Below are 24465 nucleotides of genomic sequence, written 5' to 3'. Positions count from 1 at the left end.
GGTACTACTCAGCCACTGCGGACGTAATGAGGGCCTTCAAAGTGCTCTTCTCAATTTCGCCCAGGACGCGGGAGGCAACTTTGCCCTCCTTGTCCAGGACCAATGTTGTGGGCACCGCACCCGGAGGCACGATTCCGGACACAGACAGGAGGACGGTCCCGTCTTTGTCGTTGAAGCTCGGGTAGGTGAGGTTGAAGGTCTTGTCAAAGGCCTCCGCGGTGGCTTTCTCGTCACGCAGGTTAACGCCGAAGAATTGAACGCCTTGGTCCTTGAAGTCCTGGTGCAGGGCTTCAAGCTGGGGAGCTTCGACGCGACAGGGGGCACAGGCCGCGAACCAGAAGTTCAAGACCGTGACTTTGCCCTTGAGGTCTTCGGGCTTGACCGTGTCTCCATTGAAGAGTGTGCCCTTCAGCGCCACGGGTGCAGCGCGGTCCGCTTTGGCGAACTCGGTGACGGAACCATCCCCGGCCACATAGTTCTTGTTGTCGCCTTTTCGGGCCTGCTCTGCGAGGGAGTCCTTCTGGGCGCAGGCTGACAGGCCCATGGTAAGTCCTGCCAACAGGACACCACCGGCTGTCAGCACGCCACGACGCGAAAGGTTGTTGTCCATGTGCCTACGCCCCCGGGGTGCTGGCTGCACCGGGAAGGAGCACGGCAGCAGGTTCGCTGTATTCGACCCGCACTATCTTGCCGTCGTCGTCCAGGACCAGGGATGTCAGGGAGGTCAAGGTGCACTCACGCTTACGGGGGTCGTGCGCCAGCCGGCGTCCCTCGGCGGACAGGCGGGTGGACCAGATGGGAAGCTGATGGCTGACGAGGATCGCTTCAGCGCCGTCGCCACCCAGTTCGATCGCCTTGAGGCGTGCGTCTTCAACGGCAGCCAGGACCCGGGCGGCTTGCTCTTTGTATGGCTCGCCCCAGGACGGGCGGAGGGGGTTCCGGAAATAGAGCCAGTGCTTGGGCTTCAGGAATTCGCTGCGCGTGGGGTGGAGTCCTTCGAAGTGGTTTTCCGCTTCGATGATCCTGGGGTCCGTATGGATGTCGAGGTGGAGCGCCTCGGCAGTGGGCATTGCCGTTTCCTGGGCGCGCGTCAGCGGCGAGGCGACCAAGTGGACAATCCTGGCACCCTCGCTTGCGCGGACGGCAAAGTGCTCAGCCAGCATGCGGGCCATCTCCCGGCCCCGCTCGGAGAGATGGAATTCAGGCAGCCGGCCATAGAGGACGCCATCGGGATTATGGACCTCGCCATGGCGAAGCAGATGGACAGTTGCTTGGGGCATGTTTACCAGTTTCTCAAAGAAGCGGGGCGATCCGAAATCTTCTACCGTCAGTAGAACTCAAAGTTTTCTCAAAATGTTCCGTGGAGTTGGAATAAAAGATGCATATGCATGTTTATACTAGACATGAAGCTCGGTTGACGCTTCAAGTAAACGTCTCAACCAGTCGGCCGGGCAAGCAAGCGGTACCTTCCACTACATACAGGAGCAACATCATGATGACCCTTCCCGCCAACGTCACCACCGGCATCTGGACCCTCGACGCTTCCCACAGCGAGATCGGCTTCACCGTCCGCCACGCAGGTATCAGCAAGGTCCGGGGCGTGTTCAAGGACGCCGACGCCACCCTCGAAGTTGGCGAGACGCTGACCGACTCGAAGGTCACCGCAACCATCCGGACGGCCAGCTTTGACTCCGGCGACGTCAACCGCGACGGCCACGTCAAGGGAGAGGACTTCTTCGATGTGGAGAAGTACCCGGAGATCACCTTCGTATCCCGCCACGTCAAGGCAAACGGCGACGGCTTCGATCTTGTGGGCGATCTCACCATCAAGGGAGTCACCAAGGAAGTTTCCATCGAAACCGAATTCAACGGCGTCGCAGTGGATCCCTTCGGCAACACCCGCGCAGGCGTCTCCGGCGAAACCACCATCAGCCGCAAGGACTTCGGCCTGACCTGGAACGCCGTGCTTGAGGCCGGCGGCGTCCTTGTCAGCGACAAGGTTGTCATCAACCTGGAACTCGCGTTCATAGCACCGGCAGCTGCATAACTCCACGGCAGCTTGCACGGGAGTTTGCAAGGCAGTCCCGAGCAAACGGCGCCCCAACACAGTTCCGCTGTGGGGGCGCCGTTTCGCGTACTCGGAAGTCACCCTGCGATTATTCGGGCAAACAGCCTGTAGTTAGCTGCGAAGCAGCTCCGAATTTCCTATGCATCCTTCAACCTGCGGTCTAAAGTGATGCCATGAGTAACCCAGATGAAGCACCAGAGCCTCAGCAGCCCGGCGCCCAGCCTCCGCAGCCCGGCAACGTTCCTCCTGCGGGTTACCAACCGCCGCAGGGCTACCAACCACCCCAGGGCTACCAGCCACCGTCGCAACCTGGCCAGTATCCGCAACAGGGCCAGCCGGCACAACCAGCGCAGCCGGTGCAACCAGGGCAGCCAGGTGGTTTCCACTTCGAAATGCCCACCGACGGACCCCGCAACTTCAATGACGTCCTTCCGCAAGGTGGGTTCTCGGGCCTCTTCAAGACCATGGGCCTGCCTACCGAGCTCAAAGTGTCCTACTTCATTTGGGTCATCTCGGGACTCCTGGGCCTCCTCTTTGGCCTCATCGGGCTTTTCGCCATCATCGCAGCGTTCGCTTTCATGCCGGGAGTTGCCGCACTCCTCCTGGTTCTCCTGATCATCAGCCTGGCTGTTGCAGCCGCCCAGATAGTCCTCGCCATGAAGATGAAGGAAGGCAAGGAATGGGCACGCCTTGCCCTCACTGTCCTCGCCGCGGTTTCGCTGTTGCTCGCCATCTTTGGCTCCATCAACGCCGGCGGACCCGGTGCGGGCCTGGGTGGCAACTGGTTTGGTTTCCTGGTCAGCGCAGTGGCCGTTGTGCTGATGTGGTTGCCGAACTCGCAGCTGTGGTTCAAGGCAGTAAAGGGCGCCGTCTAACCCGCCTGAAGTATCGCCGTCGGGCTCTCATCCAAGCCGCCCTGACAGGTGCACGAGGCCGTGGTGGTCCATCGGACCACCACGGCCTTCATCATGAAGGCGTACGCCATCGTGATGATTTCATCGGAAGCAGGAAATTCCTGCGTGTGATCATCCGCAGCACCGGACCCCGGAGGTACGGTGGAAGCAGAACCAGGCTGGGGGCAGGGTCTTTTTGCTGATCCCGGCAGCCGTACCAGCAGTCGAACACAAGCAAAGGAATGCCATGAGCAACCCTCCATACCCGCCGTCCAACGCGGGGGACGCCAATCCGGGCGACGCCAACACCGGTGATGCCAACAAGGGCGACGCCAACAAGCCTGAGCAGCCGGGCCAGCCATCCACGCCCCAGTATGGCCAGCAGACGCCGCAGTATGGTCAGCAGACTCCCCAATATGGTCAGCAGCCGAGCGCTCCGCAGTATGGTCAGCAGTCCCCGGCTGCACCCCAATATGGTCAGCCCCCGGCTCCCCAGTATGGCCAGCAAACCCCGCAGTACGGCCAGCAGACTCCCCAATATGGTCAGCAGTCGCCCCAGTTTGGTCAGCAGTCGCCGTACGGCCAGCAGCCATCTCCCTACGGTCAGCAGGCTCCGCAATACGGCCAGGACACCAACTGGCCCAGCCAGCAGCCAGGGCCTACTACGGTTCCCCAGCTGGTCAACATCTCCTTCTGGATGATCATCGCAGCGGGCATCCTGTCCGCCATTAGCTCGCTGATCCTGGCCACCACCGGTTCGGATGCCTTCATCAACTCGATGATCCAGCAGGCTGCACAGCAGGGCACTGAATTCCCCGAAGGCTCCCTGGAAGGCATGCGTGGCGGTATTGTCGTTGCCGCAATCATTGGGGCCATCGTGTCCCTTGGCCTCTACGCATTGGTTGCATTCCCGGTCCGCAAGGGCAAGAACTGGGCCAGGATCCTGGGCACCGTCTTCGCGGCGATCTCTGTCCTTGGCCTCGCCGGACTGTTCCAGTTCGGTGCCACGTACGGCATCCTGCAGCTCTTGGTGATCCTGCTGGGAGTTGCCGCAATCGTCCTGCTGTACCTGCCGGCGTCGGCTCCGTACTTCCGCAAGCCGCAGCCTTTCGGCAACCCTTACCAGAACCCTTACGGCCGCTAAGCCACCAAGCTCTTTGCAGTCACGTCAGCGGGCGCGGACCCGGTAAGGCTAGACAGCCTGACCCGGTGTTTGCGCCCGTTGTGCGTGGTACGCCAGGATCTGCAGCTCGGTGGCCATGTCCACCTTGCGGAGGTTCACGTGGGGCGGAACCTGTAGGAGAACCGGAGCAAAACTCAGGATGCTCCGGATTCCGGCAGCGATGACGCGATCACAGACTGCCTGCGCCACTGTGGCGGGCAAAGCCAGCACCACCATGTTGGTGTGGGTGCGCTCCAGGACACGTTCAAGTTCTGCTGAATCGCTGACCCGCAACCAACCCACCTCATTGCCGATCACCATGGGGTCTGCGTCGAAAATAGCCACGACGTCGAAGCCCCGCGACTCGAAGCCGCCGTACCGCGCCAGCGCCTTGCCGAGGTTACCGGCACCGACAATTGCGACCTTCCAGTCGTGCGTCAAGCCAAGGGCTGCGGCAATGTGACGGCTCAGATACTGGACTTCATAGCCCACCCCGCGGGTCCCGTACGAGCCGACGTAGGAGAGGTCCTTGCGGAGCGTGGAGGAGCTGACGCCTGAAGCCTCGGCCAACGCGTCCGATGACACACGTTCCACGCCTTCTGCCAGGAGCGAGTTGAGCGCGCGCAAATAGAGAGTCATCCGGGCCACAGCCGCGGGCGGGATCTGCTTGGCGGCAGGTTCGTTGTCCCCGCTTGTTGCCCCCGGGGACGGTTCCAGCGCAGTCACGGTTTTCTCCATTGCGTCGCTTGTTGTTCCACTCTATGGCCCTTGGCCGGACTCAACAAAAGCCGGTACTTCCGGGTAACAGAGTCCCCTGATCCTCAGCCTTCAAGGACTCTTTTCAAAGTACGGGTCAGGCGCTGCTCGTCGATCTTCCAAAAGTCGCGCTGGACCCCATCCACCAGCACCACTGGAATTTCCTCCGCGTAACGCTCCTGCAGTTCCGCGTTACCGTCGATTGCCTGCTCGGTCCATTGGACGCCCAGCGCCGAGGTAACGCGCTCGACGGCGGCACGCGCCTCCGTGCACAGGTGGCAGTCAGCTTTGGTGAGGAGAACGACGTCGGGAATAGCCATGACACAACGGTAACCGCCCCAACCCTCTCTCACATCCACCCCCCAAACCCCCAACCCTCTCTCACATCCACCCCCCAAACCCCCAACCCTCTCTCACATCCACCAGGGCACCCCCCACCGTGCGCCCTCAACGCCGGGGCCCGGCGATTGACTAGACTCAAGGCATGCCCGACGAGAAGAACGCCGCTGTGGTCGCCGACGCCAAGGTGCCACAGCACACCGGCGAAGCCGCTTTCTTCGACGTCGACAATACTTTGATGAAGGGCGCCAGCCTCTTTCATGTGGCCCGCAAGATGTACGAACGCAAGGCATTCACTCTGTCCCAGGCGGCTGGCTTCGCGTGGAAGCAATTCAAGTTTGTGATGCGGGGCGAGAACATGGACGACGTCCATGCCGTGCGGGACTCGGCCCTGACGTTGGCCGCCGGGATCACCGTGGAGGACATCAAAGCCCTGGGCGAAGAAGTTTATGACGAAATGATCGAGTCCCGGATCTGGCCTGGAACCAAGGCGCTCGCCGAGCAACACCTCCGTGTCGGCCGGAGGGTCTGGCTGGTGACGGCAACCCCAATTGAGGTTGCCACTGTCATCTCCACAAGGCTGGGCCTGACGGGCGCCCTGGGAACCGTGGGCGAGGTCCATGACGGAATGTATACCGGCAAGCTTGTGGGTGACATCCTGCACGGGCCGGCCAAGGCCATCGCTGTCCAACTCATAGCTGACCAAGAAGGCTTGGACTTGGACCACTGCTGGGCTTACAGCGACTCCGCCAATGACATCCCGCTGCTCACTATGGTGGGTCACCCCGTGGTGATCAACCCCGACGCCAAGCTGCGCCGGCATGCCCGCGACAAGAACTGGCCCGTCTACGATTTCCGATCCGGGCGCCGTGCAGCAACCCTGGGGCTGAAGGCGGCAACCGTTGGCGGTGCCATCTACGGGCTGTGGCGTGGATTCTCAAAGTTCCGCGGCCCCCGCTAGCCGTTCCTCTCTCACATCCGAACCCCTTTCCACCGTTCCTCTCTCACATCCTCTTGCGACCCTGACCTACCTGTGGATAACTTCTGCACGCCTAGCGGCTTCCAAGGAACAATGCGGGTATGCAGAATTCGCTACTCAACCAATCAAGCCCGGTCTTGGAGCCCTTCAGCCTGAACGAGGCCAAAGCAGCCGGCATCGATCCCTCGGTCATTTGGCGCAGCAGCAACATCTTTCCCGTTAGCCGTGGCTTGTACCGGCCAAGTGATTGGGATTTCGACCTTTCGTCAGCCGCCCGTTCCCTCTCCTCAGCCAGCCCTGGAGCGTGGATCTCCCACACAACTGCCGCCAGGCTCCATGGTTTTGTCTTGCCAGCGTGGCTATCGGATTCAAATGAATTGCACTTGAGCAAACCGCGACGTCTGCCGTCGGTCCGGCGCAAAGGCATCATCGGGCATACCGAAACGCTCTTCGAGGGAGAGATTGAGCAAGTCCAAGGGATTTGGATGAGCACTCGAGCCCGAACATGGCTGGATTTGGCGCGTCGTCTCCCACTTCATGACCTCGTGTGCGTGGCAGATCAGTTGATTCGCATTCCACGGCCCGACTTTGAGGGGCGCGACGCACCGTTCGCTACTGCCCATGAGCTTCGGAGCATGGTCGAACGGCACAAAAACCGCCAAGGCGTAGTCCGGGCACGGGAAGCTCTGGACCTTATGCGCCTCGGGGCCGACTCGGCTCCAGAGACTTTGCTTCGTTTAGCCATGCTTGATGCCAACTTGCCGGAACCTCAGCTCCAGGTGATGCTCCGCGCGAACGATCCCTTCTCGCCTTCAGCGGATTTGGGTTTCAAGAGCCGTCGCCTCGCGATCCAGTACGACGGCGGCCATCACCTTGAGGAGGAGCAGATGCATAGCGATCGGCGCAGGGATAAGGCGTTTAGAGCAGCCGGTTGGACTGTCCTTGTCTTCGGAAAAGATGACCTTGCGGACAACTTTGGCAACGCCGTTCGGCAGATCAAAAGGGCGCTACGGACTGCATGGATGGATCCATCGGTTGCATCCGGGTTTGCCAGGAACACGATGTGAGAGAACGTCCGGCCGCACCCCACACGATGTGAGAGAACATCCGGCCAGAAGCGTCGGGATGTGAGAGAGCAAAAATGCCCGCCGCCTTGGAAGGCAACGGGCATTCACGCTTGGTGAAGTATCTCTACTTCTTATTGCGGCGCTGGTGGCGAGTCTTGCGAAGCAGCTTGCGGTGCTTCTTCTTGGCCATACGCTTGCGGCGCTTCTTAATAACTGAACCCACGAAAGTTCCTTACAAACTAGATGAAGGTCCTGTCTGTTGGAACGGATCCGCGGACTAGCAGCAGACAGTACAACTGACAGATTCTTACATTGACGTAAAACGTTCCTTAACAGAGTACCGCTTCAAAGGGGCACCCCGTGACCACGGTCCGCGGGACGGACTCCGGCGCCCTCAGGCGGTCTCCGATTGTCCGTCCACCACAGCACCCTTGAGGTACTGGGCCACGGCTTCTTCGGGCACCCGGAAGGAACGGCCAAACCTGACGGCAGGCATTTCCCCTGAGTGGACCAGGCGATACACAGTCATTTTGGAAACACGCAGGACGTCGGCTACTTCAGCCACAGTCATGAAACGCGCATTCGAGAAGTTAGTCTCCGCGGACATTTCCCATATTCCTTTGCTCTCAGCTGGACAGGACACCCCCAGTAGAACGGTGTGCCGATGCTGAGCCATCAAACAACCATGTGCTAGATACTCTAGAGGCTGAAGTGACCAATGTGAAAGCATTTCCGGGAAGTGGGACTCTACTCCCCCAGCTACTCCCCCGAAACCAGCCGGCGCTTCCGTGCAGACGAAGCAAGCTGTTCCAGCACCGAAGCGGTGACGTCCCATTCCATGCAGGCATCGGTAACGCTCTGACCGTAGACGAGTTCCTGCTCCCCCGCGAGCTGCTTGGCCACATCCAGGTTCTGTGCCCCTCCCACGAGGAAGCTCTCCAGCATGATGCCGGCGATCGGCGAAGTCTCCCCCGCCTCAAGCTGCGCACCGATTTCCAGGGCAACTTCAGCCTGGCGGTGGTGGCTCTTGCCGCTGTTGGCGTGGCTGGCGTCGACGATCAGGCGCGGGTTCAGTCCCTTCGCGGCCAACTTGGACGAGGCAGCGGCAACGTCTTCCTGCGAGTAGTTGGGGCCCTTGCGGCCACCACGCAGGATCACGTGGGTGTCCGGGTTGCCGGAGGTCGCCACGAGAGCCGCGCGGCCGTCGTCGTCGATTCCAAGGAAGGCTTGCTCCGCGGCAGACGCGCCGCATGCATCGATGGCCACCTGGAGGTCGCCGTCGGTTCCATTCTTGAAGCCGATGGGCATGGACAGTCCGGAGGCAAGCTGCCGGTGGATCTGGCTTTCCGTGGTGCGGGCGCCGATTGCACCCCAGGAGACGAGGTCCGCCATGTACTGCGGGCTGATGGGTTCGAGGAATTCGGTGGCGGTGGGCAGTCCCAGGGCGGTGACCTGCTTGAGGAAGCCGCGGGCTGCCCGCAGGCCGGCGGCAATATCGTGGCTGCCGTCCAGGTGGGGATCGTTGATGAGGCCCTTCCAGCCGACTGTGGTGCGGGGCTTCTCGAAGTAGGTCCGCATGACGATCAGCAGGTCTTCCTTGTGCTTCTCCGCCTGGCTGACCAGCCGACGCGCGTATTCCAGACCGGCCTTGGGATCGTGGATGGAGCAAGGCCCGACGATTACCAGCAGGCGGTCGTCCACGCCGTCCATGATGGCCCGGACTTCATCTCGGCCACGGTCGACGACGGCAGCTGGGCGGGCATCCAGCGGCAACTCAGCGATGAGGTCCTGAGGGGCTGGAAGCGGCTCGAAGCGGGCGACGCGCAGGTTGGAGGTGGCGGGCTGGGAAGCTTTCCCGGCAGCGGGGAGTGCCTCGTTGTCGAGTGTCTCGGTGGATTCTGCGGCGATGCTGGTCATTTCTGGGTCCTGTTCCGGATGCGGAGCGGGCCCCTTTTCAGAACCCGCCGGATATGGCGAAGGGCAGAGAATGATCTCTGCCCTGCTGGCTCTGAAGGAAAGTTGGATGCGTGTCAGTTAGACGCGGGCCCCTCCAGAGCCAACGAAAAATACGCATACCAACGCTTAGTCATAGCCACACCATAACCGCGGTTCGTCAAACCGGGCAAATTGGGTCCGTCATGATGACAAAAGTTTGCGCAGGAACTGCAGCTGCTTGATCCAGTGGTGCTCCTGGCCGCCCTCGTGATTGTTGAAGCGGTATACCTCGATGTCCTTGACGGGTGCACCTCCCGAGAGACCGTAGTTGTTGAAGCTCGCAAACACCGTTGAGGGCGGGCAGATGTCGTCCATTTGGGCCGCTGAGAAGAGGGCCGGCGCTGTGGCGGCCCGGCCGAGATGCACGCCATCAAAGTAGTTCAGCACGGCAAGCATGGGCTCATACTTGCCGCGGTGCCGCCCCAGGAAGCCAGCAATCTCCGGGTATGGTCCGCGGGGCGCGATGTCGATTGCACGGGAAAAGTCCTGCAGGAACGGGACGTCGGGCAGCGCGGCGATCACGCCGTCGAGCCTTCCGGCCACCAGCCCGGCGGCCGCCACCGTAATGCCACCTCCTTGGCTGATTCCGGCCAGCACCACTTTGGAAGGGTCGACGGCGGGATGGCTCTGCGCTGCTTCTACCGCACGGAAGGCGTCCACGTAGACCCGGCGGAAGTAGTAATCGTCCTGATGGTCGGCTCCCCGGGTCATCAGGCCTGCATAGTTGATGCCGCCGGCTGATGGGTGCGGATCCGGGGTATCACCGGATACGCCCCCGTAGCCCTGGCCGCGGGTGTCCATGATGAAGTGGGCGTATCCGGCCTGCGCCCACCGGGTGTTCTGGTTGACCAGTCCGCGTCCGCCGGAGTAGCCGATGTACTCAACGACAACGGGAAGCTGCTGCCCTGGTTCAAGGTGCGAAGGAATGTGGAGCCAGCCCTTGATGCGGTCTCCACCGAAGCCGGAGTACGTGACGTCGTACGTGTTGATGACGCTGAGGTAGTTGTCCACGGGCTCGAACACAGCATTCAGCGGCAAGGCCCGTGCCTCGGCGATGGTGCGATCCCAGAAAGCGTCGAAGTCAGCAGGCGGGACTGCGCTGGAGGTGTAGTTACGGAGCTGCTCAAGGGGCAGGTCAAAGAGAGGCATGAGGACATCCTAGGTTATGGCGTTGTGTCGGCCGTCACGGGACGTCAGGGCTGGAAAAGGGCTACAGCGAAGTGATGGAGAGGTTCCGGTACGCCGCCCGCAAAGGGGCCATCTGACGTATCCCGAAGTAGCCGCCGCCCAGGAGTTCCCGGCTGGTGTCCACCCAGTCAAACAGGGGCAAATCATTAATCGAAAAGACCACGCGCGGACCATCTTTGATGACTTCCATCCGATAAAAGCCGCCCGCGTCTTCGGCTGGAGGAAGCGGGTCCGCTCCCTGCGATACGAGTTCGAAGCCGGCACTTTTGCGCAGGTTGCAGGTCCTGAAGGCCCGCTCCGCAGCGTATTTGTGGCGGAAGTAGGAGATGTGGAGCGCATCCATATCCCCTGAGTGGTACTGCGGGTAGAAGCCCGTTCGCTGGGCCAAATCGGGAGAGAACAGATCCTTGCCATCGTGCCCCCGCGCAGAGAAGAACACCATGGCCAGGCCTGGTTCCTCAAGCGGAAGGAACTCCCACCTGATCCGGACATGGTCCGGGACTTCCTCAGGGCACCAGAGGGTCCAATGGGCGTGGTCTCCGTGTTCCTCTGGATCGAGGGAACCGGAAAGGAGAAGTGCTGTGCTTTCTGCGAAAGCCGGCCCCGAACCGGCGGTTCCCTCCGGGGCCACGGTCGGCCCGCCGTCGTCGTAAATGCCCAACTGAACCGGCCCCTCGGCGACCCAACCAGCGATATCCGAAGGACCCCGCAAAGGGTTGGCATAGATCACGCCTTCGCCCCCACGTTAAGGGTGGCCACCAGTCCGTAGCCGAGGGCCTCGAGTTGCTCCGCGACGAAACCGGCAATCCGCTTGGCTCCTTTCTCGTGGAAGTGTGTGTTGTCCTCCAGGCCGCCAGCCCAGTGCGCATGCTCTCCGGGAGCGAAGTGGAAGAACAACTCCCTGGACCCCTCCTCCCCCAGCTCCTGGTACAGCGCGCGGGTCCATTCATTGAGGTCGATGAGGTCCAAGCCAAGCTCAACCGCCAACTCGCGAACCACCAGAGGATATTCACCCAGGGTGAGGTCCAGACGCCCGGCCGTGAAATGCCGGCGCTCCACTGGCGTGCACAGAAGGGGAATGCCGCCCTTGGAACGGACGTCGGCCACCATTCGCTTCAGGTTGTCGGTGTAGCCCGTCCGGGCAGCGAGATGGGCGCGCTTTTGGTCGTTGTGCCCGAATTGGATCAGCACGAGATCGCCCTTCACGGTCTGGCCCAGCAGCTGATACCAGAGGCCTTCATCGCGGAACGACTCCGTGCTGGCACCGCCCTTGGCGTAGTTGTGGACCGCAGCCCACCAATAGGTTTCGGGCGCAAGGTGGGCTCCCCAACCGCTCATCGGGTATTCGTAGCTGGGGCAGGCTGCCACGGTGGAGTCGCCCGCGAGGAGGATTTTCATGATTTTCCTTTCATCATGCCGAGGCCCCTTACCCCTTAACCGAACCGATCAGCATTCCCTTGGCAAAGTGCTTCTGCAGGAAGGGGTAGAAGATGAGGATGGGCAGGGTTGCCACCACGATCACTGCGAACTTGATGCCTTGCTCGGGCGGGATGTACGACGGGTCCACATTGCCGGTGCCAAGGAGATCCGAGGCAGCCGTCACCTGCCGCAGGTACATCTGCAGGGTCCACATGTTGTTATCGCTCAGGTAGAGCAAGGGAGACATGAAGTCGTTCCAAATACCCACCGCATAAAACAGCGCAAACGTGGCCAGCACCGGTTTGGACAACGGCAGCAGGATCCGCCAGAGGATTCCGATCTCGGTGGCGCCGTCCATCTTGGCCGATTCCTCGAGTTCGGCAGGGAGTTCCTGGAAGAAGTTCTTAATGATGATCAGGCTGAACGGGTTGATGGCCGCAGGCAGGATGAGCGCCCAGTAGCTGTTCAGCAGGCCCAGGTCCTTCACCAGCAGGAACGTCGGAATCATGCCGCCTGAGAAGACCATGGCAAAAACCACCAGGGACAGGATCAGTTTCCGGCCACGAAGTCCACGCTTAGCCAGCGGGTAAGCCATGGTGACGGTGAGAACCAACTGCACCAGCGTCCCAACCAGTGTGACCAGCACGGTGGTGATCAGGGCTTTGGTAAAGGACGGCGTGGAGAAGATGTACTCATAGGCCCCCAACGTGAATTGCTCGGGCCAGACGAAGAACGCCCGCCGGGTAATTTCCGCTTCGTTGGCGAAGGATCCTGCCAGGACGTAGACGAAAGGCAACAGAGTGATGATGCCGATCAGCGTCAGGAAGACATAGTTGGCGGCATCGAAAATCCGCCCGCCACGCGTGTTGTGAATCTTCATTAGAAAAGTCCGCTCTGGTTGAACCGCTTGGACAGCCAGTTGGTGCCGAAGATCAGTACGATGCCCACCAAAGACTTGAAAAGCCCGACGGCGGTGCTGTAGCTGTAGGCGCCTTGGGTGATGCCTACGAAGTACACGTAGGTATCGAAGACGTCGGCCACGCTGCGGTTGAGTGCGTTGGTCATGAGGTAGATCTGCTCAAAGCCGGTGTTGAGCATCTGCCCGATGGCCAGGATGAGCATCACGATGATGGTGGACCGGATGCCGGGCAAGGTGATGTGCCAGACGCGCCTGAACCTGCCGGCGCCGTCGATAATTGCGGCCTCGTACTGGTCCTGGTCCACGGTGGCCAGCGCCGCCAGGAAGATGATGGTTCCCCAACCGGTGTTCTTCCAGATCTCCTGAAGCACAATCAGCGGCCGGAACCAGTTCGGATCGGACAGGATGTCCACGTTGGTGCCGAACAATCCGTTGACGAACTGGAACAAGGGTCCGATGTCCAGGGCGAAGAGCAGGAAGCTCAGCGACGCCACGATAGTCCAAGACAGGAAATGGGGGATGTAGACGAGTGTCTGGACGGTTCGCTTCAGCACCGAAAGCCGGACCTCGTTGAGCAGCAAGGCCAGGACGATGGTCAGCGGGAAGGCGATCCCGAGGTTCAGGAACGCCAGGATCAGTGTGTTGCCCAGCAACCTCGGAAAGTCCGGGTTGGCGAAGAAGTCGGTGAAGTTCGTCAGACCTACCCAAGGACTGCCGTTGACGCCCAGGAACGGAACGTAGTCCTTGAAGGCAATCGAAACACCGTACATGGGACCGTAACGGAACACCGCGAAGTACACGACGCCGGGCAGGAGCAGCAGATACAACCATTTGTAATGCGCGAAGTGGACTGCAAAGCTGCGTCGCCGCGCCGGGGCGGGCGGCTTGCTGGCCGCCCGCTCCCGGGCTTTGGCCTCGACGACCGGGGCGGTCACTTCTTGGTGTCCTGCCACAGCTTGTTTATTTCTTCTTTGACCTTGTCACCGCCGCTGGTGTTCCACAGCTTGATGGCATCCTTTAAGCCCTGCTCGTCCAGCTGCCCGGCCAGGTACTTAATGCGGGCGTCGGCCACGATGTTGTCCAGTTGCGCGCCCTTGGCGACATACGTGGGGGAAACGAAGGCCGCGGCCGGGTTGTACACGGCACTCTTGAGATCGTTTGCCATCACTGCAACGCGGTCGTCAAAGACCTTCTGCTCGTACTCGGACGCCTGCTTCACCGGGTAGAAGTTGTTCCCTGTGACGTTGGTTCCGAGTTGCGCGTAGCTCTTGATGACGGTGTTGACTACCTTGCCCTCCGGCGTTTCCGGCTTGATGGTGGCCGCCAGGCCTTCCTCAACCGTGAAGTTGACGCCCTCGATGCCGTTGTTCATCAGGACGGCAACTTCCTTGCTGTTGAGTTTGTCCAGGAATGTCAGGACGTTCTTCAGGTCAGCTTCGGTTTTGACGCTGGACTTGGGGATGGCAAGGAAGCCGGAGTAGCCGTCGGTCGGGTGGGCGTGCAGTTCACCGTCCGGGCCCTTCAGGCTGCCTACGAAGCCCACTTTGTTCTGGAAGTCGCTCGGGTTGGCCTGCTTGAAAAGGTTGATCAGCACGCTGACCCGGGAGTCGACGTCGACAATTATGCCGCCCTTGCCGTTGAAGAAGGGCTCATTCCATTTGGTGGGATCGAAAGTGGCGAAGTCGGGGTTGATGAGCTTCTCGTCCACCATCTTCTTGATGAAGCGATCGGCTTCCAGAAATTCCTCGGTTTCGAAGCTCGGCACCAGCTTGCCGTCCCGCTCGGTCCAGCGGTTTCCGGCGCCGAACCAGGTCTCGATCATGTCGTAGGGGCTGTTGGTGCCCAGGGCGCCCCATTTGGGAATCGTGATGCCGTAGGTATCGTTCTGGCCGTTGCCATCCGGATCCTGCTCGGTGAATGCCTTGGCCACCTTGTAAAGGTCTTCTGTGGTCTGCGGCGCCTTCAGGCCCAACTTGTCCAGCCAATCCTGGCGGAACATCACGGCGGCGCGGATCGGATTACGAGCCCGGAAAACCCCGTAAACCTTGCCGTTGACGCTGGCGTTTTGCTGGACTTCGGGGAACGTGGTCTTGAGGTTCGGGTAGTCCTTGAGTTTATCGGTGAGGTCCCAGAACGCCCCGGCTTCGGCGTTCTTCACGAAGCCCGGCGACTTGCCCTGGACCACCAGGACGTGCGGGATGTCGGAGGAGGCCAGGGTGATGTTCATCTTGTCCTCGTAGGAGGCGTTGGGCGCCCACGAGATGTTGATGTCCTTGCCTGTGAGCTCTTCAAGCTTCTTCTGCACGGCGCCGTCCGGCGTTGGCGGCTGCGCCTCCAGGAAGGGCGCCATGATCTTGACGGATGAGAGGTCCGACGCCGGCGCTTCGCCACCGCAGGCGGTCAGGGCCAAGGCGGCAGAGACGACGACGGCGGCCGCCAACGTTGGTTTCTTACGGGACAGGACGATGTTGGTCATTGCTGTTCCTTTTCCACTTCTTCGGGGTTGGTTGAGATCGAGGGTGTATCTGCGGAGTTGGCAGGAAAGCTCTTGAAACTCCACAGTGATGATTTGTTTTGATACGTTTCATTCATGCCGGCCACCGGGGTGTCCAAGGAGCGATGAAGGAGCATCCTGGTATCAACGGGAGGGCGGTTGCGTGGAGCCTCAGACAAGGTTGCCCTCCCGCCTGGCGGCTGGGGCGGCAGGTACCTGGGTTGCCGCTGCCGGGGTTACGAGGACCTCGGCCCCGGCCGCTTCGCCGGCGGCCATGGCATGGTCATTCGCAGCAAAGAAGCGATCGCACAGCCACCCGGTGACATAGAGCCACGCCCCGACTCCAAAGAATGGAATCAATCCGGGCACCGAACGGCAAACAAACACGGCGGCCGCAGTCACAAAAAGGAGAATGGCAGTGCCGGCGAGGTGCCTCATGGCAAAGCGTGAGGACATCAGGAAGTACTGGGGCAGCGGCAAGGTGTAGCGGGCAAACATCGGGAACAGGTAGCAGCACGCTCCGGCAGCAAAGAGGGCAGCGACGAAGATCGCCGCCGACGCTACTTGCGAGCCAAAGTCCCAGCCCGCCGAGAAATACCCCCCATTCAGAATGAGCGTTACGCCCACCATGAGCACAGGCAACCCAAGAGCATTCCCCTTGCCGAAGTTCTTGAAGTACTCGCGGGCGAAGCGGCGAACAAGCGGCACGGCATCGCCGCGCACCTTCTCGCGAACCAGGATGTGAGCTGCCACAGTGCTGGGACCACACCCAAGGACAGCGCCACCCAGTACCGTGAAAATGATCCACAGGATATTCAGGCATGCAATCCACAAGAGCGTGTCAAAGAGCGTGTAGGCCTTAAAGCCGAAGGCGGCAGACGCCATGGCATCCCCTCTCCATCGTTGCAGAAGAAGCCCGATCGGCTGGCAAGAAAAGTTGTTGCGAAGTGGCAGAACAACGAGTCATGCGAGCCGATCAGGGTAGCCCGGGTGGGCCGCGTCACAGTCAGTAAACGCTTTCCCGAAAATCTAGACGCATCCCCTCGCGAGAGTCAAGACAATTCTTGAATCGTTACATTTCGGCCAAATCCGCGCTACACTGGGCTCAGTCGGGTCTGGGAAAGCGCTTGCTAGGTGTAGCCTGAACCCGCCGGGACACTTCACGAATTACCTTGACGACGGCGTCATTGCCTCGTTGCAGCGCCAGCAGAGGAGAACCATGGACAAGCCGTCCGACGAGTCAGCCCTGAGCACCAAGACGCTCGGGAGAGCCCCGGCGAGAATAGCCCTGGTTGGTGTTCACGGCTTCGGAGCACACCACCTGGGCAACCTTGAGCGTCTTGGCCATTTGGGAACGGTGGACCTCGTCGCTGTGGCGGATCCCAACCCTCCGGCACCCGGCGCGTTGCCGGAGAACACGGCCATTCATGCCGATCTGGATGCCCTGTTGGCCGGTGGACACCAGCCAGACGTCATCATTGTGGCAACTCCCATCCAGACCCATGCGCCGCTGGCACTCGCAGTGCTCGCCTCCGCCGCGGACCTTTATCTGGAGAAACCCCCGGTCGCGTCCATGCAGGATTTCCATCGACTTCAGGAAGCCGCCACCGCTGCCGGCCGCAGCGTCCAAATCGGATTCCAAAGCCTCGGTTCACACGCCATCAAGGCACTTGAACGCCTGGCCAGCGGCGAAGCCACGGACGAACTCCCCGGTATTGGAACCCTCAAAGGAATCTCGGCTACCGGCCGATGGGTTCGGGACCGCGCCTACTACAAGCGGTCGCGATGGGCTGGAAAGCGCAGCCTGGACGGGGTGGACGTCGTGGACGGTGTGGCCACGAACCCGCTTGCCCACGCCATTGCCACGGCCTTGCGCATCGCCGGCGCCCGCACCGCAAACGACCTCGCTTCGGTGGAGACCGACCTCTACCGTGCCAACGACATCGAAGCCGATGACACCTCGGTGATCCGGATGCGGACCGTGGACGGGTTGCCCATCACCTGCGCCCTGACGCTTTGCGCCGCCGAGTCCGTGGAACCTTACGTCACCCTCCACGGAACGGAAGGAACTGCCGTGTTCCACTACACGGAGGACCGTGTCACAGTACGCAACGGCGACGGCGAATCGACCCGCACCTTCGGCCGCGACGACCTCACCGAAAACCTGCTCCAGCACTTGTCGTCAGGAACGCCGCTCCTGAGCCCCTTGGATCACAGCGGCGCCTTCATGCGTGTCCTCGAGGCCATCCGCACCGCCGAGGCTCCCGCGCTCATTCCCCACACCAGTGTCGACTGGGTTGGCCAGGGCGATCAGGCCCACGCCGTCATCCCAGGCATCGAGGAAATCCTGGATCGTGCCACCCGCGCCCACGCCACCTTCAGCGAATTGGGCCTCCCTTGGGCCCGTCCGACCACCACGGGCGCGGAGCCTCTCTTCTCCTCAGGGAACAACCCTGCGGCCACCCTTCGCAGCGGAGCGGACCTCGAAACCGAACTCTCGCCCCGGCCGTACCTCCACCCGGTCTCCACGTTGTCCGGCACAGTGGTGACCGATCACTTGCCGGCGGATCACGTTTGGCATCTCGGCGCGGGATTCGCCCTGCAGGACGTCAATGGCAGCAACTTCTGGGGCGGCCGGAGCTACCGCCGATCGGCTGGGAAGTATGTGGACCTCTTGGACCACGGCCGCATTGAAGCAGCGAAGATCACCCGTGAAGGCGACCGGACGACCCTTGAACTCGACTGGCTGGCCTCCGACGGCGGCTTGGTCCTCAAGGAGCGACGATCATACGGGCGGACCGTCGTTGACTCGCGCACTTGGCGCCTCGACATCGAGACGGAACTGCTCGCCGTCGTCGATGTTTCACTCGGCAGCCCCGGTTCGCATGGTGCCCCGGGCAGCGGCTACGGCGGCTTCTTCTGGCGTCTTCCTGTCAATGGCTCGCCGCGCGTCTTCTCCTCAACAGGTGACGGGGAGCCTGCCGTGCATGGTTCCGTTGCGCCGTGGCTGGCGTGGAGGGGAGAGTTCGACGGCGGCCCTGCCACCCTGGTTTTTGCCGCGCCACCGGAATCGCCGGACCCATGGTTCGTCCGGTTGTCCGAATACCCGGCCGTCGGCTCGGCCCTCGCGTGGGACAAGGCCGTTGAGCTCACAGCCGGATCCACCGTCAAGCGCACCAACTCCGTCTGGATCAGTGACGGAAGGCTGGATCTCCAGGAAATCCAACGCTTGGTGGCCGATCTGTGAGCTCTGGCGCCACGTCCGGTCTCAGGGCCGCGAGTCTGACCATCCAAGGCCATGCCGCCACGCGTTCCGGACAGCGGGAAGCCCAGATCTTTGAAGCGGCTCGGGACCATACGTTTGACGCTTCGCCGGGAACGTGGAGGTTCGTGCCCGTCGAACCTGGATGCTGAGCCTCAACAGGTCTATTTCCCGCCTGCATCGCTGAGTATATTGGCACCAATGTAGGCGTTTGGGAAGTGAGGGCCAGGTGTCTCACGTCATTCCGCCGGGGGTCAGCCGGCGTCTGTACAACGAAGACCTCGCACCGGCGGAGCACCGCACGTGGGGTTTCTATTCGCTGTTTGCGATGTGGATGTCGGACATTCATTCGCTGGGCGGCTATACGTTCGCGGCAGGCCTCTTCGCGCTTGGGCTTGGTGCTTGGCAGGTGTTCCTTGCACTGGTTGCCGGGATTGCGATCGTTTTTGTGCTGATGAATTTCTCCGGATACGCCGGCCAGAAGACCGGAGTTCCCTATCCCGTGCTCGCCCGGATCTCGTTTGGAACGTTCGGCGCCAACCTGCCTGCCCTGATTCGTGCACTGGTGGCGATTGCCTGGTACGGGATCCAGACATGGCTGGCCTCCCGCGCCGTCATCGTCATCGCCCTGGAGATCTGGCCGGAACTCCGGGGTCTCACGGAGAACAACTTCCTGGGCGAATCCACGCTTGGTTGGCTGGCCTTCCTGCTGATGTGGTCGCTCCAGCTTCTTCTGCTCCGAAACGGCATGGAGACCATCCGGCGGTTCCAGGACTGGGCCGGACCTGCCGTCTGGGCCGTGATGGGCGTGCTGGTGGTCTACATCCTGATCCGTGCGGGGTGGAACATTTCCCTCGACTTGCCCGGGGGCAATGCGCCATGGGGAGTCGCCCACGCGTTTTTCGCCGCCACGGCACTGACGGTGACGTACTTCTCCACCTTGATGCTCAATTTCTGCGACTTCTCCCGGTTCGCGCCTTCCCGCAAGGCCGTGCGCACAGCCAATCTGTGGGGGCTGCCGGTCAATTTCATCGCCTTTTCCATCGTTTCGGTCGTCGTCACCGCCGGGACCTTCAAAGTGTACGGGGAGTACATCTACGACCCCGTTGAGATCGTTGGGCGGATCGACAACATCTGGGCTCTCTTGCTCGGCGCTGTCACCTTCGCCGTGGCAACACTCGGTATCAACGTCGTGGCAAACTTCGTGTCACCGGCCTACGACCTCGCGAACGCCTGGCCCTCACGGATAGACTTCCGGCGCGGCGGGCTGATCGCCGCGACGATCGCACTTGTCATTACGCCCTGGAACCTGTTCAACAGTCCGGTGGTCATCAACCTGTTCCTCGGTGGACTTGGGGCTCTACTGGGGCCGTTGTTCGGGATCATCATGGTTGACTACTACGTACTCCGCAGGCAGCGTGTGCTGGTGCGGGACCTCTTCAGGGAAGAGGGGTACTACACGTACACCCACGGCTGGAACCAGAAAGCGCTCCTGTCGTTCATCGTCTCCGCCATCCCGGCCGTGATCCTCGCGCTCGTTCCCATGTTTGCCGCAGCCTCTGCCTTCTCATGGTTTATCGGGGCTGGCGTGGCGGGTACGGTGCACTATTTCATCTCGCGCCACGACACCACCCTGGCTGAATCGGTCACGGCTGCCGCCAACGAAGAAGCATTCTCAGGCTGACCTCGGCGAAGCAGCCTGCCATGGCCTTCTTGGCGGCGTCAGTGGGAGAGAGCCGGTTGAAGTGGACCTCCAAGGCGTAGCGGCCCAGCACCTCCACCACTGAACTGGAACCGGCTGGCGGAACGGGGACGGCGTCGCCAAGTTCGGACGAGATTTCGTCGACGTCCGAGCCCCCCAACTGAAACGCAGTGTTATGGTACCGTCCGATGAAGCCTGCGGAGAGCTGCCTTCGCGTCACTATTCACAAAAGAAGCAACAACTCTCAGACCGCTGGGAGTTCACCGTGTTTCTGCCGTCGGCAGTACATCCACAGCAGCAACCCGATCACCACAGCGGATATCATCCCCAGCGCACCGGTGACCAGCAGTGCCGTACGCACGCCGAAATCTTCCGTGAGCCAGCCGGCGAGCAAGCCTCCCAAGGCATGCCCACCCAGGAGAAGGGGAAAGTAGAGGGCCAAGACCCTGCCCCGCACGCTTGTACCAGCTTCGAGCTGGACGCTGGTGGCTGCACTGGTGAGGAACATGAGAGTCATGAAGCCAACCACCACGAGCATGGCTACAAACAATTCCTGCGTAGGCATGAGCGCGGCAAGGAGCTGCGTGAGCCCGAACAGTGCGGCGCTACCCACGATCCCCTTGCGACCCAAGTGCTTAATCCGGGCAGCTAGGAGAGCGCCAGCCAAGGCTCCCAAGGCGCTGACCATATTGAAGAGCCCAAATCCGGCAGGACCGCTGTGCCACACACGGCCAGCGAATGCTGCGAGGACCACGGGACCGTTCATGCCGAAGGCTCCCAAGAGACCCGCCAACAGCATGATGAGCAGAAGCCGGGGCCTGGCACTCACATACTCGAAGCCTGCCAGGATTTGTCCACGCCTATCCCGCGGCGGGCCGTCAGGGTCGTGTGCGTGATGAAGCTCAGATGGCCGAATAATGGCGATCATCACCAAAACGGCCACCCCGATCCCCGCGTTCGTCGCAAACGCAGCGGCTGGGCCAGCTTGGGCAATGACGACGCCGGCAAGGGCGGGACCGAGCATGGCACCCAGTTGACCTATCGCGCTGTTGAGGCCGATGGCCGCCGGTAGTCCGGCATCACCTACTACCTCATTGACGAAGACTTGCCGGGCGGGCCCATCAATAGAGCTGGTAATTCCCAAAGCAATGCAGGAGCCATAGACAACCCACACGTCCGTGCCGCCCATGGCATTCCAAACGGCTAGTCCAGCGGCCAGTAGTGCAGCTACAGACTGGCACACCATGAGGATTCGGCGCTTCGGAAAGAGATCCACCAGCACACCGCTGACAGGACCAACCACCAGCATGGGCAGGAATTGAAGTGCCACGGCCAACCCCACCGCGGCCGGGCTTCCGGTGAGTTGCAGGACAAGCCAGTCCTGGGCGAGTCGTTGCATCCACACTCCGCCGCTGCCGACGAGCGAAAGCGTCACGAAGATCCGGTAATTGTGGTGGCGAAATGCGTAGTGCCACGCTTCAGTGGAGCGGGGCCTTGGCGAGACGGCGTCTTTGTCGGTGGAGTTCGAGGTCTGGTCAGAGGGACGGCGCGGCGGCAACGGACGCGGTGACACGGGTGGTCAGCTCGATTCAGCAGATTGTTGGATGCACACTCAGTTTTTGGTGCGGCTGGCAGCCCTGCTCTTGACCGCAGCAGCGGCAAGAATCAGCATGCCGGGAACGATCACGAAGAGCGCCTGCAGCATCCACACAAAAACGACTGCCACGAAAACGGCCCCGAGGAGCAACAGCGAACCGCTCCCGTCACCGAACAAATCAGCCTTGGCCTGGGAGTAGGCGAGCGACCACCGCTGCTGTGGACCGGGAAGATCCACGGACTTCCGGCCGGCGTCGCCCGCCCAGACCACTCCCCCGCTCCAGTTGCCGGCGATCCTGAGCAGGAGCACGGCGGCTGCGGCCGCCAGAATCAAGGTCGCCGGCAGAATCAGTACCCGCCCGGGCAGTTGACCCACCAGGGCGAGCAACAGGTTAAGGACAATCACGACGGCGGCTGCCGCCGTCGTGATTCCGATCTTCCAACTGCCGGGAAGCGCACGCCGGAAGTTGCCCCAAAGGCTCCGAAGGGAGTCATCCCTGCCACTGAGGTGCCGCTCAAGATGCGCGACGCCGGCAGCATAGGCGGCCGGCGCCGTCACCAACGGGACGGACAGGAGGAGCACAATGACTCCGGCGAGGATGGTCTCGGCGAAGAGGGCAAAGCGATTGACCGAGATGGCCTGCCTGTCCGAAGATGACTTTCCTGTGGTGTCCATGACGCTCATTCTGTTCTTCAGCCTTCCGTGTCCGTCAGCCCTTGAGGCCCTGTGTTGAAACGCCTTCTACGATGTAGCGCTGGAAGACCAGGAAGAAGACCAACACGGGCAGGAGCGCAAGAACTGACATGGCGATCATCGCTCCATAATCCGAGCTCTGGGTCTGGTCCACGAAGAGCCGCAAAGCCAGTGGCAGCGGGTATTTTTCGGGCGTGTTCAGGTAGAGCAGCGGGCCCAGGAAGTCGTTCCAGCTCCAGATGAAGGAGAAGATCGACGTCGAGATCAATGCCGGTTTCATGAGCGGGAGCATGATCGAGCCGAAGATTCGGACGTGTCCGGCACCGTCGATTCGGGCGGCCTCGTCCAGTTCTGCCGGAAGGTTGCGCATGAACTGGACCATCAGGAAGACGAAGAACGCGTCGGCGGCCAGGAACTTTCCGATCAATAGCGGCACATAGGTGTCTACCAGGCCAAGCTGCTGGAACACGATGTACTGCGGGATGATCACCACGTGGAACGGGAGCAGCAAGGTGGCAATCATCATGCCGAAGAAGATTCCGCGGCCGGGAAAGTTGATGCGGGCAAAAGCGTACGCCGAGACACTCGCTGAAAGGATGGTGCCGACTACTGCACCGACGGCCAGAATCAGGGAGTTGGTGAAGAACGTCAGCGTGGACACCCCGCCGATGCCGTCCATGGCCGTGACGAAGTTGTCGAAGCTGAAGTTGTTGGACCAAAGCTGGGTGGTGGAACCACCGATTTCGGAGTTCGGTTTGAAGGACGAAGCCACCATCCACAGAGCCGGGTAGAGGACTACCCCCACAAGCGCCAACGCAACGATGTGGAAGATGATGCTTTTGATGCGCTTGGCCGTGCCTGACTCGGACTTCGGGTTGTACAGCGGGGCCGGGGTGGCGGGCGTGGACTGGGTGGGGGTTGCCATGGTTGTCATTTTGAATCACCGCTGTAGTGGACCCAGGACTTGGAGGTCTTGAAGAAGATCAGCGTGATGATGCCGACCACGATCACCAGGAGCCAGGCCATTGCAGAGGCGTAGCCCATCCGGAAGTCGCTGAAACCGCGCAAGTACAGGTAGAGGGTATAGAAGAGGGTGGAGCCTGCGGGGCCGCCTTCACCATTGGAGATGATGTAGGCCGAGGCGAAGATCTGGAACGCGTGAATGGTTTCCATCAGCAGGTTGAAGAAGATCACCGGGGAAAGCATGGGCCAGGTGATGTTGAAGAACTTACGGACCGGACCTGCGCCATCCATCGAGGCAGCCTCGTAGAGATCGGCAGGAATCTGCTTGAGCCCGGCCAGGAAAATCACCATCGGTGCGCCGAACTGCCACACCGTCAGGAGGATCATCATGGGCATCGTCATGGATGGATTGCCCACCCAACCGCCGAGGTTGATCCCGAAGAAGGACAGGCTCTCATCCACAGGACCGGAATCGCCAAACATCGCCTTCCAAACAATTGCGATGGAAACACTGGCACCGATCAGGGAGGGAGCGTAGAACGCGGAACGGTAGAACCCCTGTCCCTTTCGCTTGCTGTTCAGCAGCATGGCGATCGCCAGGGCAGCAGCAAGCTTCAAAGGGGTACCGAACACTACATAGCTCAGGGTCACTCCCACTGACTGCAGGAAACGTTCGTCCTGGAAGAGCGTGGCGTAGTTGTCCAGGCCTATCCACTTGGGGGGATCGAAGAGGTTGTAGTTGGTAAAGGAGAGGTACAGCGAAGAAATCATCGGACCCACGGTCAGGGCAATGAATCCGAGCAGCCAAGGAAGCAGGAAGGTGTAGCCGGCGCGGGCGTCCGCCCCTCGTCGCCGCGAGGTGCGCGGCTGCGAGGGAGCGGACGACTGGGAGCGCCTGCTCAGGGTTGGGGTTTGAGTCACGAGATCAGTCCGTCGGTCGGAAAGCCTGGATCAGACACAAATGTCTGC

General features: G+C 61.3%; 26 protein-coding genes. 7 read left to right on the top strand and 19 right to left on the bottom strand.

Translation table 11 applies throughout. The annotated features are described in order from the left end of the window. Window positions 1-4: 4 nt before the first annotated feature. Together ABIE18_RS16870 and ABIE18_RS16865 are read right to left on the bottom strand one after the other, a co-directional pair. A complete protein-coding gene (locus ABIE18_RS16870; RefSeq protein ID WP_499723784.1) occupies window positions 5-610 on the bottom strand; it encodes a TlpA family protein disulfide reductase in 606 nt (201 codons plus the stop codon). Window positions 611-614: 4 nt separating this feature from the next. After that, window positions 615-1280, bottom strand: a complete 666-nt coding sequence (locus ABIE18_RS16865; RefSeq protein WP_499723783.1) for a histidine phosphatase family protein — start codon at window positions 1278-1280, stop codon at window positions 615-617. A 215-nt stretch (window positions 1281-1495) separates the two neighbouring features. Here ABIE18_RS16865 and ABIE18_RS16860 point away from each other — a divergent pair, with 215 nt between their 5' ends. The 3 genes from ABIE18_RS16860 to ABIE18_RS16850 all read left to right on the top strand — a co-directional run bounded on the left by ABIE18_RS16860 (window position 1496) and on the right by ABIE18_RS16850 (window position 4105). Continuing rightward, entirely contained in the window at window positions 1496-2047 is a 552-nt protein-coding gene (locus tag ABIE18_RS16860) for a YceI family protein (RefSeq protein ID WP_499723906.1), read from the top strand. 194 nt (window positions 2048-2241) lie between these two features. Beyond that, complete coding sequence (locus tag ABIE18_RS16855) at window positions 2242-2943, top strand: hypothetical protein (protein ID WP_499723782.1); 702 nt, start codon at window positions 2242-2244, stop codon at window positions 2941-2943. A gap of 265 nt (window positions 2944-3208) precedes the next feature. Next, on the top strand, window positions 3209-4105 hold the full coding sequence (locus ABIE18_RS16850) for a hypothetical protein (RefSeq protein ID WP_499723913.1): 897 nt from the start codon (window positions 3209-3211) through the stop codon (window positions 4103-4105). A gap of 48 nt (window positions 4106-4153) precedes the next feature. Here the strand turns inward: ABIE18_RS16850 and ABIE18_RS16845 are convergent, their stop codons facing one another. Next, window positions 4154-4861: a redox-sensing transcriptional repressor Rex gene (locus tag ABIE18_RS16845; protein WP_431116402.1), complete on the bottom strand. Its 708-nt coding sequence runs from the start codon at window positions 4859-4861 to the stop codon at window positions 4154-4156. Between the two features lie 83 nt (window positions 4862-4944). After that, window positions 4945-5199: a glutaredoxin family protein gene (locus ABIE18_RS16840; RefSeq protein WP_431116404.1), complete on the bottom strand. Its 255-nt coding sequence runs from the start codon at window positions 5197-5199 to the stop codon at window positions 4945-4947. Window positions 5200-5363: 164 nt separating this feature from the next. Here ABIE18_RS16840 and ABIE18_RS16835 point away from each other — a divergent pair, with 164 nt between their 5' ends. Beyond that, complete coding sequence (locus ABIE18_RS16835) at window positions 5364-6179, top strand: HAD family hydrolase (protein WP_499723781.1); 816 nt, start codon at window positions 5364-5366, stop codon at window positions 6177-6179. A 119-nt stretch (window positions 6180-6298) separates the two neighbouring features. Continuing rightward, window positions 6299-7264, top strand: coding sequence for a DUF559 domain-containing protein (locus ABIE18_RS16830; RefSeq protein WP_499723780.1), 966 nt, complete (start codon window positions 6299-6301; stop codon window positions 7262-7264). Window positions 7265-7388: 124 nt separating this feature from the next. On the opposite strand, the gene ABIE18_RS16825 is transcribed toward ABIE18_RS16830, so the two are convergent. The 10 genes from ABIE18_RS16825 to ABIE18_RS16780 all read right to left on the bottom strand — a co-directional run bounded on the left by ABIE18_RS16825 (window position 7389) and on the right by ABIE18_RS16780 (window position 16164). Beyond that, a complete protein-coding gene (locus ABIE18_RS16825; protein ID WP_003792170.1) occupies window positions 7389-7487 on the bottom strand; it encodes a 30S ribosomal protein bS22 in 99 nt (32 codons plus the stop codon). 171 nt (window positions 7488-7658) lie between these two features. Next, window positions 7659-7871, bottom strand: coding sequence for a helix-turn-helix domain-containing protein (locus ABIE18_RS16820; protein WP_017199160.1), 213 nt, complete (start codon window positions 7869-7871; stop codon window positions 7659-7661). 152 nt (window positions 7872-8023) lie between these two features. Continuing rightward, entirely contained in the window at window positions 8024-9181 is a 1158-nt protein-coding gene (locus ABIE18_RS16815; protein WP_499723779.1) for a 3-deoxy-7-phosphoheptulonate synthase, read from the bottom strand. 219 nt (window positions 9182-9400) lie between these two features. Further along, entirely contained in the window at window positions 9401-10408 is a 1008-nt protein-coding gene (locus ABIE18_RS16810) for an acetylxylan esterase (RefSeq protein ID WP_499723778.1), read from the bottom strand. A gap of 61 nt (window positions 10409-10469) precedes the next feature. Beyond that, window positions 10470-11177, bottom strand: a complete 708-nt coding sequence (locus tag ABIE18_RS16805) for a DUF1961 family protein (protein WP_499723777.1) — start codon at window positions 11175-11177, stop codon at window positions 10470-10472. Beyond that, entirely contained in the window at window positions 11174-11845 is a 672-nt protein-coding gene (locus ABIE18_RS16800) for a rhamnogalacturonan acetylesterase (protein WP_499723776.1), read from the bottom strand. Before ABIE18_RS16800 ends, ABIE18_RS16805 begins: the two co-directional genes overlap by 4 nt. 28 nt (window positions 11846-11873) lie before the next feature. Next, the gene (locus tag ABIE18_RS16795) at window positions 11874-12746 is read right to left on the bottom strand and encodes a carbohydrate ABC transporter permease (protein WP_216926833.1); all 873 of its coding nucleotides are present in this window, start codon (window positions 12744-12746) and stop codon (window positions 11874-11876) included. Continuing rightward, entirely contained in the window at window positions 12746-13738 is a 993-nt protein-coding gene (locus tag ABIE18_RS16790; RefSeq protein ID WP_499723775.1) for an ABC transporter permease, read from the bottom strand. The genes ABIE18_RS16795 and ABIE18_RS16790 overlap by 1 nt, the downstream gene beginning before the upstream one ends. Then, window positions 13717-15261, bottom strand: a complete 1545-nt coding sequence (locus ABIE18_RS16785) for an extracellular solute-binding protein (protein WP_499723774.1) — start codon at window positions 15259-15261, stop codon at window positions 13717-13719. The genes ABIE18_RS16790 and ABIE18_RS16785 overlap by 22 nt, the downstream gene beginning before the upstream one ends. Before the next feature lie 189 nt (window positions 15262-15450). Continuing rightward, window positions 15451-16164 (bottom strand): YesL family protein, encoded by a 714-nt coding sequence (locus ABIE18_RS16780; RefSeq protein ID WP_499723773.1) that lies wholly within the window; start codon window positions 16162-16164, stop codon window positions 15451-15453. A 334-nt stretch (window positions 16165-16498) separates the two neighbouring features. Here ABIE18_RS16780 and ABIE18_RS16775 point away from each other — a divergent pair, with 334 nt between their 5' ends. Beyond that, window positions 16499-18526 (top strand): DUF6807 family protein, encoded by a 2028-nt coding sequence (locus tag ABIE18_RS16775; RefSeq protein WP_499723772.1) that lies wholly within the window; start codon window positions 16499-16501, stop codon window positions 18524-18526. Window positions 18527-18770: 244 nt separating this feature from the next. Beyond that, complete coding sequence (locus tag ABIE18_RS16770; protein ID WP_499723771.1) at window positions 18771-20225, top strand: NCS1 family nucleobase:cation symporter-1; 1455 nt, start codon at window positions 18771-18773, stop codon at window positions 20223-20225. Here ABIE18_RS16770 and ABIE18_RS16765 read toward each other — a convergent pair. The 5 genes from ABIE18_RS16765 to ABIE18_RS16745 are packed head-to-tail and all read right to left on the bottom strand — an operon-like array spanning window position 20188 to window position 24417. Then, the gene (locus ABIE18_RS16765) at window positions 20188-20463 is read right to left on the bottom strand and encodes a hypothetical protein (RefSeq protein WP_499723770.1); all 276 of its coding nucleotides are present in this window, start codon (window positions 20461-20463) and stop codon (window positions 20188-20190) included. The genes ABIE18_RS16770 and ABIE18_RS16765 overlap by 38 nt on opposite strands. 24 nt (window positions 20464-20487) lie before the next feature. Next, window positions 20488-21816, bottom strand: a complete 1329-nt coding sequence (locus ABIE18_RS16760) for an MFS transporter (protein WP_499723769.1) — start codon at window positions 21814-21816, stop codon at window positions 20488-20490. Between the two features lie 39 nt (window positions 21817-21855). Further along, window positions 21856-22524, bottom strand: coding sequence for a Poxvirus protein I5 (locus ABIE18_RS16755; protein ID WP_499723768.1), 669 nt, complete (start codon window positions 22522-22524; stop codon window positions 21856-21858). A 25-nt stretch (window positions 22525-22549) separates the two neighbouring features. After that, complete coding sequence (locus ABIE18_RS16750) at window positions 22550-23467, bottom strand: carbohydrate ABC transporter permease (protein ID WP_499723767.1); 918 nt, start codon at window positions 23465-23467, stop codon at window positions 22550-22552. Continuing rightward, a complete protein-coding gene (locus ABIE18_RS16745) occupies window positions 23464-24417 on the bottom strand; it encodes a carbohydrate ABC transporter permease (RefSeq protein WP_431116433.1) in 954 nt (317 codons plus the stop codon). Before ABIE18_RS16745 ends, ABIE18_RS16750 begins: the two co-directional genes overlap by 4 nt. Window positions 24418-24465: the final 48 nt, after the last annotated feature.

This window comes from Arthrobacter sp. 2762, assembly GCF_040548745.1.
In the GTDB taxonomy this organism is placed as follows: Bacteria; Actinomycetota; Actinomycetes; order Actinomycetales; family Micrococcaceae; genus Arthrobacter.
Note: the sequence above shows the minus strand (reverse complement) of the source record. Positions and strands in the feature narration are given on the sequence as shown.